This is a genomic window from Jiangella endophytica (assembly GCF_003427025.1).
In the GTDB taxonomy this organism is placed as follows: domain Bacteria; phylum Actinomycetota; class Actinomycetes; order Jiangellales; family Jiangellaceae; genus Jiangella; species Jiangella endophytica.
This window is the reverse complement of sequence record NZ_QVAI01000013.1, coordinates 25833-44188: the sequence shown is the minus strand read 5'-3', so window position 1 is coordinate 44188 and position 18356 is coordinate 25833. Positions and strand designations below refer to the sequence as shown.

14 protein-coding genes are annotated in these 18356 nt (G+C 72.3%); all 14 read left to right on the top strand.

The genetic code is table 11. The annotated features are described in order from the left end of the window. The first annotated feature begins 326 nt into the window (after positions 1–326). The 14 genes from DZA62_RS23490 (at position 327) to DZA62_RS23425 (ending at position 17470) form a co-directional block, all read left to right on the top strand. Complete coding sequence (locus DZA62_RS23490; RefSeq protein ID WP_116951383.1) at positions 327–2045, top strand: gamma-glutamyltransferase family protein; 1719 nt, start codon at positions 327–329, stop codon at positions 2043–2045. Next, positions 2042–3379, top strand: coding sequence for an amidohydrolase (locus DZA62_RS23485; RefSeq protein ID WP_116951382.1), 1338 nt, complete (start codon positions 2042–2044; stop codon positions 3377–3379). The genes DZA62_RS23490 and DZA62_RS23485 overlap by 4 nt, the downstream gene beginning before the upstream one ends. Continuing rightward, positions 3376–4395 carry a phosphotriesterase family protein gene (locus DZA62_RS23480; RefSeq protein ID WP_116951381.1) on the top strand — a complete coding sequence of 340 codons (1020 nt, stop codon included), beginning with the start codon at positions 3376–3378 and terminating at the stop codon, positions 4393–4395. Before DZA62_RS23485 ends, DZA62_RS23480 begins: the two co-directional genes overlap by 4 nt. Continuing rightward, positions 4392–5810 (top strand): amidase, encoded by a 1419-nt coding sequence (locus DZA62_RS23475; RefSeq protein ID WP_116951380.1) that lies wholly within the window; start codon positions 4392–4394, stop codon positions 5808–5810. The genes DZA62_RS23480 and DZA62_RS23475 overlap by 4 nt, the downstream gene beginning before the upstream one ends. A 54-nt stretch (positions 5811–5864) precedes the next feature. After that, the gene (locus tag DZA62_RS23470) at positions 5865–6932 is read left to right on the top strand and encodes an extracellular solute-binding protein (protein WP_116951379.1); all 1068 of its coding nucleotides are present in this window, start codon (positions 5865–5867) and stop codon (positions 6930–6932) included. Further along, the gene (locus tag DZA62_RS23465) at positions 6917–7696 is read left to right on the top strand and encodes an amidohydrolase family protein (RefSeq protein ID WP_198664099.1); all 780 of its coding nucleotides are present in this window, start codon (positions 6917–6919) and stop codon (positions 7694–7696) included. Before DZA62_RS23470 ends, DZA62_RS23465 begins: the two co-directional genes overlap by 16 nt. A gap of 116 nt (positions 7697–7812) precedes the next feature. Beyond that, positions 7813–8259, top strand: a complete 447-nt coding sequence (locus DZA62_RS23460; RefSeq protein WP_116951378.1) for a cytidine/deoxycytidylate deaminase family protein — start codon at positions 7813–7815, stop codon at positions 8257–8259. A gap of 95 nt (positions 8260–8354) precedes the next feature. Next, positions 8355–9437, top strand: a complete 1083-nt coding sequence (locus DZA62_RS23455; RefSeq protein WP_116951377.1) for an ABC transporter substrate-binding protein — start codon at positions 8355–8357, stop codon at positions 9435–9437. A gap of 35 nt (positions 9438–9472) precedes the next feature. Next, entirely contained in the window at positions 9473–11053 is a 1581-nt protein-coding gene (locus DZA62_RS23450; RefSeq protein ID WP_116951376.1) for an amidohydrolase, read from the top strand. Between the two features lie 36 nt (positions 11054–11089). Continuing rightward, positions 11090–13372, top strand: coding sequence for a N,N-dimethylformamidase beta subunit family domain-containing protein (locus DZA62_RS23445; RefSeq protein ID WP_116951375.1), 2283 nt, complete (start codon positions 11090–11092; stop codon positions 13370–13372). A gap of 132 nt (positions 13373–13504) precedes the next feature. Then, on the top strand, positions 13505–14584 hold the full coding sequence (locus DZA62_RS23440; protein WP_116951374.1) for an extracellular solute-binding protein: 1080 nt from the start codon (positions 13505–13507) through the stop codon (positions 14582–14584). Between the two features lie 75 nt (positions 14585–14659). Continuing rightward, positions 14660–15538, top strand: coding sequence for an ABC transporter permease (locus tag DZA62_RS23435; protein WP_157987857.1), 879 nt, complete (start codon positions 14660–14662; stop codon positions 15536–15538). A 4-nt stretch (positions 15539–15542) separates the two neighbouring features. Continuing rightward, positions 15543–16418: an ABC transporter permease gene (locus DZA62_RS23430; protein WP_116951372.1), complete on the top strand. Its 876-nt coding sequence runs from the start codon at positions 15543–15545 to the stop codon at positions 16416–16418. Continuing rightward, the gene (locus tag DZA62_RS23425) at positions 16415–17470 is read left to right on the top strand and encodes an ABC transporter ATP-binding protein (protein WP_116951371.1); all 1056 of its coding nucleotides are present in this window, start codon (positions 16415–16417) and stop codon (positions 17468–17470) included. The genes DZA62_RS23430 and DZA62_RS23425 overlap by 4 nt, the downstream gene beginning before the upstream one ends. The last annotated feature ends 886 nt before the right edge of the window (positions 17471–18356 follow it).

Genomic DNA, 18356 nt, shown 5'->3' with positions numbered 1-18356 from the left:
TAGCTGCCCGCACTGAGACCGCGAGGGCGCGGGTCAAGTCCAAGGCCCCCAACACCAGCGAACAGCACCCAGCAGAGGCCGCGGACTTGAGGCGCACCCTCGCGGCTCAGACAATCGGCAGCAGGGGGACGGCCAACTGTCGCAAACCCCGGGCCAACGCGGCGAACCTCCCCGCACAACGCCACCGGCACCAACGCCCGCGACACCCCGACCGTCATCCACCGTGCTGGCGCGGCTCGGCCCTCAAGCGAGTTGTGGATCCAATCTGGAGATAATAGGATCCGAGACGACGATGCGGCGCCCACATCTCGGAGGAAGGCTCGACCATGACGCCACCCACCTGGCCGGTCCCGAACCCGACGCTGCTCGGCACGCGGCACTCCGCGTCGTCGGGACACTATCTGGCGTCGTCGGCGGCGTTCGCGATCCTCGAGGCGGGCGGCAACGCGGTCGACGCCGGGTGCTGCGCGGGCATGGCGCTGGCCGTGCTGCACGCCGACGAGGTGAACTTCGCCGGCGTCGCGCCCATCATGATCCGCCTCGCCGACGGCACCACCGTGAGCCTCGACGGACTGGGCGTCTGGCCGCGGCGGCTGCCGGCCGACCTCTTCATGACCGAGCACGGCGCGACCATTCCCACCGGCATTCTGCGCACCGTCGTCCCGGCCGCTCCCGACGCCTGGATCACGGCGCTGCGCGACCACGGGACGATGACGTTCGCGCAGGTCGCCGACTCCGCGCTCAGGCTGGCGAGGGACGGGTTCGCGGTGTTCCCGCTGCTGGCCGACGGCATCGCGAAGCGGCAGGCGGGCTACCGGCGATGGGCCGCCAACGAGGCGATCTACCTGCCCGGTGGCCGGCCGCCGCGGGTCGGGGAGCGCTTCGTCCAGACCGACCTCGCCCGCACGATCCAGACCATGATCGACGCCGAGGGGCGGGCCGGCGGCGACCGGGCGGCCGGCCTCGAGGCCGCTCGCGCGGCGTTCTACGAGGGCGAGATCGCCGACCTCATCGTGGCCTACCACGAGGCCAACGGCGGGTACCTGCGCCGTGACGACCTCGCGGAGTTCCGGTCGCGGTACGAGCCGGTCGTCGAGACCCGCTGGCGCGACTTCACGCTGCTGACCTGCGGGGCGTGGTGCCAGGGGCCGATCCTCGCGGAGGCGCTGCTGATTCTGGAGCGGCACGGCCTGGACGGGCTGGCGCACAACGGCGCCGAGTACGTCCACACGGTCATCGAGGCACTCAAGGGCGTCTTCGCCGACCGCGAGCACCACTTCGGCGACCCCGCCTTCGTCGACGTCCCGCTGGATCGGCTGCTCGGCGAGGAGCACATCGCCGCACGGGCGGCCGCCATCGACGCCGAGCGCGCCTACGAGGGCCTGCCACCGGCGCTGTTCGGCGAGTCGCAGGCGCTGCCCGAGGCGATCAGCGCGGAGGAGGTGCGGCACATCGGCGAGGGCGGGACGAGCTACGTCTGCGTGGTCGACCGGTGGGGCAACGCGTTCTCGGCCACGCCGTCCGACGGCGCGTCGACCGCGCCGGTCGTCCCCGGCACCGGGTTCGTGCCGTCGTTGCGTGGCCTGCAGTCGCGCCCGGACCCCGCGCATCCGTCCGGGGTCGCTCCGGGCAAACGGCCACGGCTGACCCCCAACCCGGCCATCGCGGTGCGCGACGACGGCAGCGTGCTGCCGTTCGGCTGCCCGGGCGGCGACATGCAGGTGCAGGCGATGCTCCAGGTCTTCCTCAACGCCTTCCACTTCGGCATGGAGCTGCAGGAGGCGGTGAACGCGCCGCGCTTCTCGACCTGGAGCTTCCCGAACTCGTTCGCGCCGTTCGACTACCTGGCGGCGCACGTCTTCCTGGAGGACCGCTTCGATCCCGCGGTCGACGCCGAGCTGCGACGGCGGGGGCACGACGTGCGCCGCTGGCCCGCCTTCACCCGCGACGCCGCGGCAGTGGAGGCCATCTACCGCAACGCCCGGACCGGTTTCCTCGAGTCCGCCGCCGACCCGCGCCAGCCGGCCCAGGCGGTGGTCGCATGACCCGGATCCACGTCGCGCCGGTGCTCACGATGGACCCGAACCGCCCGCGCGCCGAGGCGATGGCCGTGGCGGGCGACCGCGTCGTCGCGGTCGGGACGGCCGCCGAGGTGCGCGCGGCCGTACCCGCGGGCACGCCGGAGGAGACGCACGACGGCGTCATCCTGCCCGGCCTCATCGACGCCCACCTGCACATGCAGCGGGGCGGTCTCAAGGCCCTGACCTACCTGCCCGACGGTGCCGGTCTCGACGAGTTCATCGAGACCATGGACCGGACCTTCCACGACGAGGGGTGGCCCCGCGCGCAGCCGCCCACGCTCGACGAGCGGGTCGAGGCCGTTGGTGTCGCCCAGAGCCTGTTCCATCAGCTGGGTGTCACCGGCATCGTCGACCCGGCGACGACCGTCGACGAGATGCGCGGCTACCAGGAGACCCACCGGCGCGGCGAGCTGACGATGCGCACCGTCGCGATGCCCTACCTCGAGCTCGGTTCCACGGCGACGCCCGACGTCGACGCCGTCATCGCGCACCTGGAGGGCACCGGCGTGTCCACCGGCTTCGGCGACGACGAGCTGCGCATCGGCCCGATCAAGGTCTATGCCGACGGCGAGGCGCTGAAGGGCCAGGCGCTGTTGGAGCGGCCGTGGGACGAGAGCGGCTACCTGGGACTGCAGCGGATCTCCGACGAGGACTTCGCGCGGCTCGTGCGCTTCTGCGCGGAGCACGGCTGGGGCGTGGGCACGCACGCGGTCGGCGGCGCGGCCATCGCCCTGGTCGCGCGCGAGTACGCGGCCGCGGGCGACGCGGTCGCGCAGCGACGGTTCCAGATCATCCACGGGTACCTCGAACCGGCACCGGAGACGATCGCGATCGCCGCGCGCGCCGGTGCCATCGCCTCGTTGCAGCCGTCGATCATCTGGCACAACGGCGCAGGGCTGCGCGCCGCGCTGGGGGAGCGGGCCGAGCACGCCAACCCGGTGCGGAGCTGGCTCGACGCCGGCGCCGTCGTGGCGTTCGGCTCGGACGGGCCGTTCTTCGCCTTCGATCCGCGCCACCTCATGTGGCAGGCCGTCACCCGGCGGGTCCGTGGCGAGGACCGGCCGCTGAGCCTGGACGAGGCGATCACCGTCGAGGAGGCGCTGGCCGCCTACACGACGGGCGCGGCCTACGCGGCCTTCGCCGAGTCGACCCGCGGGCTGCTGCGGGCCGGGCGCCTCGCGGACTGGGCGCTGTGGTCCGACGATCCGACGACGGTCGCGACGGACGAGCTGCGCGCCCTGCGGGTGCTGCGGACCGACGTCGGCGGGCGCACCGTCCATGACGTGACGGCTCGATGATCGAGACCGTCCTCGGCCCGGTCGAGGCGTCGAGCCTCGGCCGCGTCGCGACGAACGAGCACGTCTTCACCGACGCACGCGGCCTGGTGCGCCTGACCCGCGAGGGCGGCACCCTCGACGGCCCGCTGCGCCCGGAGATCCTGGGCGACCTGCGGTGGAGCTACCTGTCGCTGCCGGACAACCTCACCCTCGACTCGGCGCGGACCGCGGTCGCCGAGCTGAGCGACGCCGTGGCGGCGGGACTCGGCACGATCGTGGAGGCGACGTCATGGGGGATGGGCCCGCGCCACGCCGACCTCCCGGCGGTCTCGCGTGCCACGGGGGTCCACATCGTCGCCGCCTATGGCAGCTACATCGACAAGACGCTGCCGCGCTGGTGGGCCGTGCAGACCGAGGCCGAGATGGAGCGCGCGTTCACGACGGCGCTCACCAGCGCCGTCCCGGGCACGGACTTCCGTGCGGGCCTGCTGGGGCTGCTCGGCACGAGCGACCGGATCACGCCCGCCGAGGGCCGTGCCCTGCGCGCCGCAGCCCGGGCGGCCGCCGCGGCGAACGCGGCCGTGAGCATCAGGCTCGACGCCCGGGCGCGTCGCGGCCCGGAGGTCGCGGAGCTCCTGGCGGCCGAAGGGCTGGACCCGTCGCGCGTGCTGTTCTGCAACGCCGACAAGGTGCTCGACGGCGGGTACGTACGCGAGCTCGCCGACACCGGCGCGGTCGTCGAGTTCGCCTTCGGCAGCGAGCACTACTTCGCCGACGGCGCGCGCGACGCCACCGACGGCGAGCGCATCGACGCCCTCTGCGGGCTGCTCGGCGACCGTCCCGCCGCCGCGGTCACGCTGACCTGCTCGGTGTGGACCAAGGGACAGCTCACCCGCTACGGCGGCATGGGTTACGCGCACGTCGTGCGCCGGGTCGTTCCCGCCCTCGCCCGCCTGGGCGTCGCGCCGGAACGGATCGACGACATGCTCATCGCGCGTCCCGCCGCGCTGCTGGACCGGACGAACGGAGTCGCATGACGACCGACAGCCCGCTGCACTGGTGGAGCGCCACGGACCTCGCCCGCGGCATCCGCGCCCGCGAGATCTCGGCCGAGGAGGTCATGCGCGCGCACCTGGAGCGCATCGCCGAGACCAACGACGCGATCGGGGCGATCGTCACGATGGTCCCGGAGGCCGACGCGCTTGCGGCGGCGCGGGCCGCCGACCGTGCCGTCGCCCGCGGCGACGAGGTCGGCGTCCTGCACGGCCTCCCGACCGCGGTGAAGGACCTCATGGACGTCGCCGGCCTGCCGACGACGCACGGTTCGGCCGCCCATGCCGACGCGCCGCCCGCGACCCGGGACGCCCTGATGGTGCGCCGCCTGCGCGACGCGGGCGCGATCATCGTCGGCAAGACGAACACGCCGGAGCACGGGCTGGGGACGCTGACGTTCAACCCGCTGCACGGCGTCTGCCGCAACCCGTACGACCCGTCCCGTCACGCGGGCGGATCGAGCGGAGGCGCCGCCGCGGCGCTGGCGGCCGGCATGCTGCCCATCGCCGACGGCTCCGACAGCGGCGGCAGCCTGCGCTACCCGGCGGCGTTCTGCAACGTCGTCGGCGTCCGCCCGACCCCCGGCCGCGTCGCGAGCGGCCGGCCGGACAACGGCTGGACGGCGCACGGTGTGCTCGGCCCCATGGCGCGATCCAGCCTGGACGCAGCGCTCGGTCTCGCGGCGATGAGCGGCGCCGACCGGTACGCGCCGATCTCCATCCCCGAGGATCCCGCACGCTTCCTGGAGGTCGCCCCGGCGGCGCCGCCGAGCGTGCGGATCGGGTGGAGCGCGACGGCGGACGGAGTGCCGATCAGCGCGGAGATCGCCGCGGCGCACGCCGCTGCCAAAGACACGCTGGACGCCGCCGGGTTCCCGATCGTCGATCTCGAGCCGGAACTGGCCGACGCCGAGGAGGCGTGGGAGACGATCGAGATGTTCGGCTTCTTCGCCTTCGGCCGTGACGACGCCGCGAAGCGGCCGGACCTGCTCCGCCCCGACCTGCTGCGCAACATCCGGCAGGGGGAGCGGCTCACGGCGGCCCAGCTGGCCGACGCGCTGCGCGTGCGGACCGAGATCTTCCGGCGCACCGAGCGACTCTTCGACGACGTCGACGTGCTGATCGCCCCCGCGACCCCGGTGGTGGCCCCGCCCGCCGAGGTGGAGTGGGTCGACCGCGTCGGCGACGTCGTGTACGACCGGTACTTCCGCTGGCAGATGCTGGCGAACCGGTTCACCGTCACCGCCCACCCCGTCGTCGTCACGCCCGGTGGCTTCAGCGACGGACGACCCGTCGGGCTCCAGGTGGTCGGCCGCCACCGCGGCGAGTTCGACCTGCTGTGCGCCACTGCGGGCATCGAGGCGGCACTCGGCCACATCCGCCGTCGCCCCGGGCTCTGACAGCGATCCGCAGCGCCGCGGACCTCACCACCTCAGCAAGAGGAGCGTGCTGACATGACCTCCCACGTTCACGGCCGGCGGCTCGCCGCCTCCGGCTTCGCATTGATCGCGGCCGGCGCCCTCGTCGCGGGCTGCACCGGTTCGTCCGACGACGTCACGTCCGACGGCGGCATCGGCGGCTCGGTCATCTGGGCCGACTTCGGCGGCCCGACGAACGAGAGCCGGCAGGTCGCGTACTTCGACGGCTTCGCCGAGGAGCACGGCGTCGAGGTGACCTCCGTTCCGATCGAGGACGCCGTCTCCTACCCGATGCTCGAGGGCGAGGACGGCGACTACGACGTCTTCCAGGTCAGCGCGGCCGAGCCGCTGAACTATGCCGGCGGCGCACGGGAGCTGCCGGAGGCGGCGCGGTCGGACCTGCTGCCGGACGAGCTGAGCCCTTACCTGATGGGCGGCTTCTACCTCGGCATGGCGCAGGGCTGGCTCACCGAGACCTTCCCCGACGGCGGTCCGCAGGACTGGGCCGACTTCTTCGACACGCAGAAGTACCCGGGCAAACGCGCGTGGCCGGGCCAGCCGCCCTTCTACGACTCCTCTTACGAGATCGCGCTGCTCGCCGACGGTGTCGCGCCCGAGGACCTCTACCCGCTCGACCTCGAGCGGGCCATCGCGAAGCTCGACACGATCCGCGACGACCTGGTCTTCTACCAGTCCTACGCCGAGGTGCAGCAGCTGCTGGCCAGCGGCAGCACGGCGATCGCCGTGACGGTGACCGGCCAGTTCACCGCCCTGAGCAACGCCGGGCAGGACGTCACCGTGCAGTGGAACCAGGCGTTCACGACTCCGCAGGGCTTCGTCGTCCCGGCGGAGTCGAGCAACCCCGACGCCGTCCTCGCGCTCGCGGAGTGGATGAACGACCCGGAGCATCAGGCGGTGTTCGTCGAGCGCACCGGCTACGGACCGGTGAACTCCGAGGTGTTCGACCACCTCGACCCGGAGTTCGCCGCGACGCTCGCCAACTCGCCCGAGCACGAGGACGTCGTGATTCCGTGGAACGAGCAGTGGCGCGCCGACAACAAGCAGGCGATGCTCGACGCCTACACGGAATGGCTGGCCGGCTGATGATCATCGACGCCTACAACACGACCCAGGACGTGCGTGGCCGCTCGGACTACCTCACGGGGTCCCGGCCGGGCGAGGAGCCGCCTCCGTACGTGCCCTTCGACCCGCAGCGGATCCTGACCAGCATGGACGCCGCTGGTGTCGACATGGCCATGGTGTGCTCGCTCTCGCAGCGCATCGAGAACGACTTCATCATCGCGATGCAGGACTCCCGTCCCGACCGGTTCATCGGCTTCGGCCAGGTCATGCCGCAGGCCGACGGCGCGCTCGACGAGATCCGCCGCCTGGCGGAGGCCGGCATCCGCGGTCTCAAGCTGCATCCGAGCCTGCACGGCTACCACGTGGCCGACCACGGTCTGCTCGACCCGGTCTTCCGGGCGTGCGCGACGCACGGGATGGTCGTGCTGATCAACGCCCTGGACGACGCGTTCTGCGCGCCGTTCGCCATCGAGGAGGTCGCCAAGGACCACCCGGACGTGCCCACGATCATCGCCCACATGGGCGCGGTCTGGAACGTGCCGGAGGCGATCATCGTCGCCGAGCGCCGGCCGCACATCTACCTCGAGACGTCGGCCACCCTCATGGCCGACGTCAAGCGCGCCTACGCGCGGCTCGGCGCCGAGCGGATCCTCATGGGCACCGAGTGGCCGGGGTCGGACTTCGACATCGAGCGGCTGAAGATCGCGAAGGCGATCCCCGACGTGGCCGATCGGGCCCGCGTCGAGGGCGGCAACATCGCCGCGCTGCTCGGCATCGACGCCTAGATGGGTGAGTCCGACACGTACCGGCAGGCCACGCGGGCCAGGGTCATGGCGCCGTTGTTGCTGCTCCGGCGGTACGAACAGCGCCATGATCATGGTTCTCATCCAGGAGACCGCCGATGAGCAGGCCGCCGCTGACCCGCCCGCCGGAGATGGACGACGCCGACGCCGCGGCGATGGACGCGGCCATGGAGCTGCTCGACCGCGTCCACGCGTCCGGCCGGCACGAGGTCGTCGCCGCGATGCGGCTGGCCGACGGGTCGGTGCAGCTCGGCGTGCACGTCGACGGGTCCGCGCGGCGCAGCGCCGTCTGCGCGGAGGGCGTGGCCGCCGGCAACGTCGTCGCGCACGCCGCGACGACCGGCGCCGCCGCGACCGTGGTGAGCTGCGTGAGCGTGCTGCGCCGCCCGGCCGGGACGACGCACGTCATCGAGCCGTGCGGCGTCTGCGCCGAACTGCTCAGCGACTACTGGCCGCAGGCGCGGGTCTGGGTGACGCGCGGCGACGAGACGATCGCCGTCACCGCGGCCGATCTGCTGCCCGCGAAGCGCCCGCGGACCTGGTGACGTCCGCGGGCTGTGCAGGTGTAACACATCCGTGACCCAATTGGATCCACGGCTCGCTATAGTGGATCCACATTCTTGCGGAGAAAGGGTTCGACATGGCGCTCACACGCAGGGACCTACGCCGAGCGGGCACCGGGCTCGGTGCCGCGGTGGCCAGCATCGCCCTGCTCGCGGGCTGCGGCGATGACGCGGACGAGCCGCAGACCAGCAGTGGCGGCGACGCCGCCGAGCTGAGCGGCGAGATCATCTGGTCCGACTTCGGCGGGCCCACCAACGAGGCCCGCCAGGAGATCTACTTCGCGCCGTTCGCCGACGACACCGGGGTGGAGGTCACCTCCGTCGTGGTCAACGACGCCATGCAGGAGTCGATGATGTCCGGCGAGCCCGGCGACTACGACGCGACGCACGTCGGTCTCGACCTGGTCTACGCCAACATGGACAACGTCATCCAGATCCCGGCGGAGTTCCAGGACGAGGCGCTGCCGGATGACATCCGTGCCTACGCCTTCGGCACGTTCTTCGTCGGTCACGCACAGGGGTACCTCACCAGCACGTTCCCCGACGGCGGCCCGCAGACGTGGGCCGACTTCTGGGACGTCGGGACCTACCCGGGCAAGCGGGCCTGGCCGGGCACGCCGGGCAGCTACGACAGCTCGTGCGAGATCGCGCTGCTCGCCGACGGCGTCGCGCCCGAGGAGCTGTACCCGCTGGACTTCGACCGCTGCTCGGCGAAGCTCGACGAGCTGCGGCCGGAGATGGTGTTCTACACGTCCTACCCGGAGATCCAGCAGCTGCTCGTCTCCGGCACGGCCGCGATCGCCGTCGGCCCGAGCGGCCAGTTCGCGGCGCTGCGCAACGCCGGCGAGGACGTCACGGTCTCCTGGAACCAGGCGGTCGTGGCGCCGAACGTGATCGCGATCCCGAAGGAGGCGCCGAACCCCGACAACATCCTGGCGCTCACCGAGGTCTTCCACGACCCGGAGCTGCAGGCGGAGTTCGCCGCGCGCACCAACTACGGCCCCGGCAACCCGGAGGCGTACGAGTTCATCCCCGAGGACGTCCAGGACAACCTCGTCAACGCCCCGAGCCACACCGAGGTGGTCTACCAGGACTCGAAGGCCCGCTCCGAGGTGACCGAGGACCTGCTCAACTGGTACACGACGTGGCTGGCCGGTTGACCCCGCCCGCCGCACCGGCCGCGGACGATCACCGGGTGATCGTCCGCGGCCGGATCCGCACGATGGACGACGCGCGGCCGCTGGCCGAGGCGATGCTGGTGCACGGCGACCGCGTCGTCGCGACCGGAGACCTGGCGGCGGTGCGTGAGCTCGACCCGTCGGCCCGGGTCGACGAGGCTCGCGGCGTCGTCGTGCCCGGCTTCGTCGACGCCCACCTGCACACGCTCGTCGTCGGCCTGGAGCGGCGGCGGCTGACGATCTCCGACGCCGGGTCGGTACGTGAGGTCGTCGAGCGCGTCCGGGACTGGCTGGCCGATCGGCCCGGGCTCGACTGGGCCGTCGTCGGCGCCCACTTCCACGCCGAGGACCTCGCCGAGGGCCGGCTCCCGAACCGGGACGACCTCGACCCGGTCTCGGGCTCGACCGCGCTGTACCTCGACCGCCGCACGCACGACGCCATCGTCAACACGGCGGCGCTGAAGCGATGCGGGATCGATCGGTCGACGCCGGACCCGCCCGGTGGCACCATCGAGCGCGACGCCCGCGGCGAGCCGACCGGCGTGCTGGTCGAGCGCCCCGCGGCCGACCTCGTCTTCTCGCACGTGCCGCCGGTGGACCGCGACGAGCTGCACGCGGCGCTCGCCGAGGCGCAGACCTACCTGCACGGACTGGGCATCGTCGGCGGCGCCGAGCCGGGGCTGAGCCCGGCCGAGCTGGCCGTCTACCAGGAGGCCTGGGCCCGCGGCACCCTCACCCTGCGCACGCTCGCGATGCCGCTCGTCGACACCGCGCCGGCGCCGGAGGAGTTCCTGGCCGGACTGGGCACGGTCACCGGTTTCGGTGACGAGCGGCTGCGGATCGGGCCGCTCAAGGTGTACTTCGACGGCACCGGCGGGTTCGGCACGGCGCTGCTGAGCCGTGAGTGGCCCGGGAAGCCCGGCTACCACGGCACACAGGTCTGCTCCACCGAGACGTTCCAGGCGCTCGTCGACCACTGTGCCGCGCGCGGCTGGTCGCTGGCCGTGCACACCGTCGGCGACGAGGCGGTGCGGATCGTCCTGGACTGCTTCCAGCAGGCCGACCGGCGGCACCCGATCCGCGACCTGCGCTTCTCGATCATGCACGCCTATCTGTGGCCGTCGGCGGACTCGATGGCCCTGGCGGCCCGCCTGGGCGTCGTCCTGTCGACCCAGCCGTCCATGCACTGGCGGGTCGGCGCCGGCATCGCCGACCGGTTCGGGTCCGCGGCCGAGGGCCTGGCGCCGTTGCGGGCGTGGGCGGACGCCGGCGTGTGCCTGGCCGGTGGCTCCGACGGCCCCGACTTCCCGATGTCACCGCTGTTCGGCATGTGGCAGGCGCGGACCCGGCGGATCCGTGGCGGCGACGGCGTGCTCGGCGCGCACTCGGCGCTCACGCCGGCCGAGGCGCTGCGCATGTGGACCCTCGGCTCGGCCTACTACTGCTTCGCCGACGAGGTGCGCGGCAGCCTCGCACCAGGCAAGCTCGCCGACTGGGTCGAGGTCAGCGCCGACCCGGTGGACGCCGGCGACGACGAGCTGGCCGCCGCGACGGTGCTGCGGACCGTCGTCGGCGGGCGCGAGGTCTTCGCCGCATGAGGCGACCGACTGATGTCATGAGCGGGCGACGTCGCCATGGGTGAGCAGACGCGCCCGGTGGTCGTCCCGGCACGGGTCATGGGCTACACCGACCGCGTCTCCTACCGGCCGGGTGACACCGTCGGCCTGCACGTGAGCACGCGCGCGGGGCGCTGGCGCGGTGACCTGGTGCGGTTGCTGGCGCTGGAGATCCCGTCCGCCGGTGTCCGCCAGCACGTCGAGGAGGTGCCCGGCGTCGTCCCGGTGATGGCGCCCGGTCTCCACCAGTCGACCGCCCCCGGTTCCTACGTGCGCGTCGACGGCGTCCCGCCGATCGGGGCGGACGGTCTCGTCGTCGCGCTCGCGCTCATGCCCACCACCCCGGGCGACCCCGCACACGGTCCGCAGGTCGCGATCGCGCACGCGTCCGACGGCACCGGCTGGTGGGTGGGCCTGACCCCGGACGGCCGGGCGAGCGCCGGCCTGTGCACGAGGTCCGGCCCGGTGAGTCTGGCCGTGGGGGAGCCGCTGGCGCCGGGCTGCTGGGTCGAGATCCGGGCCACCATCCCCGGCCGTCCCGGCGAGCGGCTGGGGATCGAGGTGAGCCCGGCCGGCACGCTGGCGGCCAACCGGTTCGTGCGGCCGCCGGCCGGACCCGCGTCGGCGTCGGTCGTCGTCGGCTCGCCGGTCGTGCCGGCGCGCGGGCCGCTGCTGTGGGGCTGCCGGTCGCTGCGCGACGGCCGCGAGCCCGAACTGAGCTTCGACGGCCGCGTCGAGAACCCGGTGATCGTGGCCGACGCGACGGCCGAGGGCTCGCGCGCGGACCTGGCCGGGCATCCCGCCGTCGTCGCGGCCTGGGACCTCGGCGCGGGCATCGGGCCCGCCGGGGTCGCCGCCACCACGCACGTCACGGACGCGAGCGGCCACGGCCGGCACGGCGTGGCCGCGCAGCATCCGCACCGCGCCGTCACCGCGTCAGGCTGGCGCGGTGAGGTCACCGATGCGCGGTTCGCACCGGACGAGTACGCGGCGATCCACGTTCACCGCGACGACCTGACCGACTGCGGCTGGCGCTCGCAGGTCGGCATCGCGCTGCCGCCGGACCTGCGCAGCGGCGTGTACGCGGTCCGGCTCACGGCCGACGATGACACCGAGGACCTCGTGCCGGTGTTCGTCGGGCCGCCGGAGGGGACCGCCACCGCGCCGCTGCTGCTCGTGCTGCCGACGAACTCCTACCTCGCGTACGCCAACGACCACGTGGGCGTCGACAGCCCGCGTACGCAGGTGTGGAGCCAGATGGTGCCCACGCTCGACGACTTCGAGCTGTTCCGCAACGCGCGCCGCGACCTGGGCTCGTCGCTGTACGAGGTGCACGGCGACGGTTCGCCGGTGTTCTACTCCAGCTGGCGCCGGCCGATCCTGACCATGCGCGAGCGCGTCTACGACCACAACGCGCCGGTCTGGCAGTTCACCGGCGACCTGCAGATCGTCGACTGGCTCGAACGCACCGGCCGGCCGTACGACGTCGTGACCGACCTCGAGCTGCACCGCGAGGGCGCCGGCCTGCTCGCGCGGTACGCGGCGGTGCTCACCGGCTCGCACCCGGAGTACGCGAGCGGTCCGATGCTGGACGCGTACGAGCGCTACGTGTCGACCGGCGGCCGGCTGCTCTACCTCGGTGGCAACGGGATGTACTGGGTCACGGCCTACGACCCGGAGGACGAGCAGGTCATCGAGATCCGTCGATGGGGTGGCACGCAGGCCTGGTGCGCCGACCCGGGGGAGTACCACCTGTCGTTCACCGGCGAGCCGGGCGGGATCTGGCGCTTCCGCGGGCGCGCCCCGCAGAAGACGTTCGGCGTCGGGTTCGTCGCGGCGGGCAACCCCGGCGCCTCCGCGGGGTACCGGCGTGCCACCGGCGATCCGCGCGTGGCCTGGGTGTTCGACGGCGTCCTGGGCCCGGACGGCGGGACGGACTTCGGGCGCTACGGCGTCTCCGGCGGCGCCGCCGGGCTGGAGATCGACTCGGCCAGCCCTCAGCTGGGCACGTCGCCCGACGCCGTCGTCCTCGCCACGTCCGTCGGTCACGGCGACGACATGCTCGAGGCGCGCGAGAACTTCAACATGACGAGCAGGATCCTGGGCGGCGCCCGCAACCCGAGGGTGCGGTCGGACCTCGTCCTGGTGCCGCGGGCCGGCGGCGGAGCGGTGTTCTCGACCGGATCGATCGCCTTCGCCGGGGCGCTGCGCGACGGCGACGACGGCGAGACGTCGGTGTCCCGGCTGCTCGGCAACGTCGTCGACAGGTTCGTGTCCGGCGCGCCCGTCCTCGGCGACTGACCTCCGCGCGTGAATCGGAACGACTGTTGCAGAGGTGAAACATCCCGGATACGCTCTAGGATCCATAGACGCCTAGATTGGATCCACTGAATGTAACCGTGAGCCCCGGCCGATCGAGGAGGACCGCTTCCCATGGCAGGCTTCATCCGAGTGCGCCGTGCCGCGATGGCCGGCATCGCTCTCACCTTGGTCACCGCCCTGGCCGCCGGCTGCGCGGGCTCCGACGACACCGCGTCGGCCGGTGCGAGCGGCGGGTCCGACCTGAGCGGCGAGATCATCTTTGCCGACTACGGCGGTCCGACCAACGAGAGCCGGCAGGCGGCGTACTTCGACGGCTTCCAGGACGAGACCGGTGTCGAGGTGGTCTCCGTCGCCATCGAGGACGCCATCTACATGGGCATGCTCGACGGCGAGGACGGCGACTACGACGTCTTCCAGTCCAGCGCCGCCGAGACGCTGACCCACACGGACAACCTCCTCGAGCTCCCGGAGGAGATGCGCGGAGACCTGCTGCCCGAGGAGTTGCGGCCGTACGTCGTCGGGGGCTTCGTCTTCGGGATCGCGCAGGGCTGGCTCACCGACACCTTCCCGGATGGCGGCCCGCAGACCTGGGCGGACTTCTTCGACACCGAGGCGTTCCCGGGCACGCGTGCCTGGCCGGGGGCGCCGGGCAGCTTCGACGCGTCGTACGAGATCGCGCTGCTGGCCGACGGCGTCGCGCCGGACGACCTCTACCCCCTCGACATTCCGCGCGCCGAGGCCAAGCTCGACACCATCCGCGACGACCTGGTGTTCTATCAGGCCTACCCGGAGGTGCAGCAGCTGCTGGTCAGCGGCAGCGCCGCCATCGCGGTGACCGTGACGGGCCAGTACACGGCACTGATGAACGCCGGTGAGGACGTCACGATCCAGTGGAACGAGGCGTTCGTCGTCCCGTCCGGCTTCGCCTTCCCCGCGGTCTCCGGCAACCCGGACGCCGTCACCGCCCTCGCCGGCTGGATGAACGACCCGGAGCGGCAGGCGGACTTCACCGAGCGCACGCTGTACGGCCCGGTGAACTCCGAGGTCTTCGACCACATCCCCGAAGACGTCGCGGCCAACGTGGTGAACTCGCCCGAGCACGAGGACCAGGTGCTGCATTGGGACAACCAGTGGCGCGGCGAGAACTACGAGGACCTGCTGACCGCGTACACGGCCTGGCTGGCCGGGTGACGAGCGACCCCATGACGACGCCCGCGCGGATCGTCCCGAAACACCCGAGCAATGTCGATCCAGGAGCATGACGCCGTGACCACGCCAGGGACCGCCATGCCGCGAGCACGCGGGATAGCACCGGTGCGCCGGCCACCGGGGACGACCGCCGCTGAGTCGCGGTGGCTGCTGTGGCCGCCACTCGTCTTCTTCGCCCTCGCGCTCGGCTTCCCGCTGGTCACGCTGGTGATCCAGTCGCTGGAGGGCGGTGGATCGGCGTACATCGATGCGCTCGACGTGCCCGCGTTCGCCGGCTCGCTCATGCGCACCGTCGTCATGGCCGTGGTCGTCATGGTCCTGACGATGGTGCTGGGGACGGCCTACGGCCTCGCGGTCGTCGCGTCGCCGGCCTGGCTGCGCTTCGCGCTGCTCGCGGCGCTGATCCTGTCGCTGTGGACGTCGATCATGGTCCGCTCGTTCGGCTGGATGCTGCTCGAGCTGCCCCGCGGCGCCATCTACTGGTTCCTCGGCCTGTTCGGCCTGGCCGACGAGCCGATCGAGCTCTACCAGACGACACTGGGCATGTATCCGGCGATGGTGGCCGTCATGCTGCCGTTCGCCGTCTTGCCGGTGATGTCGGCACTGCAGTCGCTCGACCGCGAGCAGCTCAACGCGGCCACGATCTTCGGCGCCGGTCCGCTGCTGACGTTCCGGGCGGTGACCTGGCCGCAGATCCTGCCGTCGGTGCTGAGCGGCGGCGTCCTCGTGTTCGTCATGTCGCTGGGCTTCTACGTCACGCCCCTGCTGCTCGGCGGGCCCGGCAACATGACGGTGTCGGGGGTCATCAACGCCCAGATGAACCAGGCGAACCGGCCGGACATCGGCGCGGCGATGAGCATCCTGCTCGTGGGCGGGACGATGATCGTCTACCTCATCGCCGACCGCCTGTTCCGCGTCAGCGAGAAGTGGGGGTGAGGCGATGAGCACGCCTGTCGGTCGCAGTCTCGGCTGGTACCGGGTGCCCGTCGTCGTGGTGGCGATACTCGCGAGCCTGCTGCTGATCGTCCCCTTCCTCATCCTCGTCGCCACGTCGTGGACCGGGGGGAGCTTCATCCTGTTCCCGCCCGAGGGCTTCTCGCTGCAGTGGTACACCGAGGTGCTCACCGACAGCCGGTGGATGGAGTCGTTCCGGCTGTCGCTGTGGACGGCGACGGTCTCGACCGCCATCGCCACGGTCCTGGGCACGCTGGGCGCGCTCGGCCTGACACGGGTGCGCAGCCGCCTGGCGCAACGCTGGATCCGCACCCTGTTCATCGTGCCGATCGCGCTGCCGCCGATCGCCTACGCCGTCGGTCTCTACGGCGTGAACATGGACCTCGGCTTCCTGCGCGGCACGCTGGTCACGCTGATCATCGGGCACGCGCTCGTCGCACTGCCGTACGTCTTCGTCATCGTCTCCGGCGGCATCGCCCGCATCGATCCCGCGCTGCGACCGGCGGCGCGCACGCTCGGCGCGCGGTGGCCGCTGATCCTGTGGAAGATCGAGTTGCCGGCGCTGGTGCCGTACCTGCTGTCGGGTGCGCTGTTCGCGTTCGTGGTGGTCTTCGACGAGGTCGTCCTCGCCGTCTTCCTCATGCCGCCGGGCGAGCAGACGCTGCCGTTGCGGATGCTGAACGCGTCGCAGGAGGCGTTCTCGCCCGAGCTGACCGCGGCGTCCACGCTCGTCTCGATCCTCGCCATCCTCGTGCTCGCCGTCATTCCCCTGAGCAACGCCGTCAGGCGGCGCCGCGCGCGCCGTGCGGCCTCGGCTCGCCCCGCCGAGCGCACGCCCGCGCTGGAAGGAGTCACGCCATGACCATCGCCCTCTCGATCTCGGACGTGCACGTCACACTGGGCCACAACCACGTGCTCAAGGGCGTGTCGCTCGACGTCCAGCCGGGGGAGTTCGTGACGTTGCTCGGCGCCAGCGGCAGCGGCAAGTCGACCCTGCTGAACGTGGTCGCCGGGCTGCAGGCGGTCGACAGCGGCCACCTCACCTTCGACGGTGTCAACGTGGACAAGCGGCCGCCGCAGAAGCGCAACGTCGGCGTCGTCTTCCAGTCGTACGCGCTGTTCCCGCACATGTCGGTGGGCGACAACGTCGCGTTCCCGCTGCGCGCCGCCCGGCGTCCCGCGAAGGAGCGGCGCGCCGTCGCCGAGGAGATGCTCGCGCTCGTCCAGCTGCCGGGCATGGCCGACCGTTCGCCGGCGTCGTTGTCCGGTGGCCAGCGCCAGCGCGTCGCCCTGGCCCGGGCGCTGGCGGCCAACCCCGGCGTCCTCCTGCTGGACGAGCCGATGGCGGCGCTGGACAAGCAGCTGCGCGAACAGATGCAGGTCGAGGTCACCCGCATCCAGCGCAAGGTGGGCATCACCACGGTGTCGGTGACGCACGACCAGACCGAGGCGCTGACGATGTCCGACCGGGTCGCGATCATGCGCGACGGTGTCCTGGTCCAGGTCGCCTCGCCCGAGGATCTCTACCGCCATCCCGTCGACGAGTACGTCGCCGGCTTCCTCGGGGAGGCCAACCTGCTGCCGACGGCCGGCGGCCGCATCCTCGACGACGCGCGCGACGCCGACGTCGACGGCACAGCCGTCCTCCGCCCCGAGGACCTCGAACTGGTGCCCGCCGGCGACGCCTGTCCCGCCTGGCACGTCGAGGGCACCATCCACCTGCTGAGCTTCCAGGGCACGAGGTTCCGGCTGGAGCTGCTCACCGGCGCCGGCCGGCGGGTCGTCTGCTCCCTGCCCACGTCCGTCGACGCGTCGGCGCTCGTGGTGGGGGCGCCCGCCCGGGTCGCCTGCCGCAACCCGGAACGCGTTCACGTCATCGCCGCCCCGCCGTCGAAGGCGATGGTCGCTGCCTGACGTTCGCCGGGGTTTGCTGCCGTGCCCTTTGGGGTGCAAGTTGGCCGGGGGCGCGCGTTGGCTGGGGGTTCTCAGTTGGGTGTCCCCCTGCTGCCGATTGTCTGAGCCGCGAGGGTGCGCCTCAAGCGGACTGTTGGGCGCTTCGCGCCGGCGATGGCCGCTTGACCCGCACCCTCGCGGTCTCGGTGCGGGCAGCTATCAGGGGGACGGGGGGAGTGCGGGCACGGCCCCCTTTTGGTGCGCCGTCGAACCGGGGCGCCGGCCGTTCGCCGTCTTGCGCCGTTGGTCGTGGTGTGACGGTGGCCCTATGCCGCCTGCGACGCTCCCCTGGGGGGCGTTTGGTTGATGGTCGGGGCCGTCGCGGTAGGTGTGGTGTCCGGTGGGTGAGATTTCTCGGCGATTCGGGGGCCTTGCCCAGGAGTGTGTTCGCTCTGCGAGGCATGCATGCCTGGTGGAGGGGGAGAACGCCTGGTGAAGTAAGCGATCGTTGATGATCATGGCTGTCCACAAGCCACCACGGGTACCAGCAGCCCCAACGGCACCGGTGGGGTGGAGGTGACGGCCGTCGATGGGCCGGTCCACGTCCGCGAACGACCGTAGCGTCGGCTGCGAAGCACGAGGCGTGCCCACACCTCCCCCGTCCCCCTGATAGCTGCCAGTTCTGAGACCGTGCGGCCGTGGGTCAAGCGGTCTCGTCGGCGCGGAGCGCCCGTTGGTCCGCTTGAGGCGCGGGTGCGCGGCTCAGAAAATGGGCAGCAGGGGGACGGCGAACGCGGCAGACCCAAGGAACGGCACGCCGGGCCGACGCGAGCACGCCGGGCTGACGCGGGTACGCCGGGCCGACCCGGGCACGCCGAGCCGACCCGGGCACGCCGAGCCGACCCGG